We start from the raw sequence: 256 nt of genomic DNA, 5'->3' as shown, positions 1-256 counted from the left end.
CGTCAAGCTCAGCGCCATTAACGCGTACACGTTCGTTGTAGCGAACTAAATGAGGTGAAGCATAGGTGCCAACACAATAACCCTGGGCTAATAATAATGACTCTAAACAACGTGCCGTTGTTCCTTTGCCATTGGTGCCTGCAATAAGAATGATTTTACTTGAGGAAGTTAAAAGCTCTATGTTGTTAGCAACACGAGCAACGCGCTCTAAGCCCATTTCTATATTAGCAGGGTGAACACTCTCTAAATAACAAAG

The 256-nt window shown here is 43.0% G+C and carries 1 pseudogene; it reads right to left on the bottom strand.

The features are described 5' to 3' along the window. A pseudogene (locus tag SB765_RS31430) lies at positions 1-256 on the bottom strand (bifunctional tetrahydrofolate synthase/dihydrofolate synthase); the annotation flags it as partial.

Source organism: Pseudomonas sp. SIMBA_067, assembly GCF_046534675.1.
In the GTDB taxonomy this organism is placed as follows: Bacteria; Pseudomonadota; Gammaproteobacteria; order Pseudomonadales; family Pseudomonadaceae; genus Aquipseudomonas; species Aquipseudomonas putida.
Note: the sequence above shows the minus strand (reverse complement) of the source record. Positions and strands in the feature narration are given on the sequence as shown.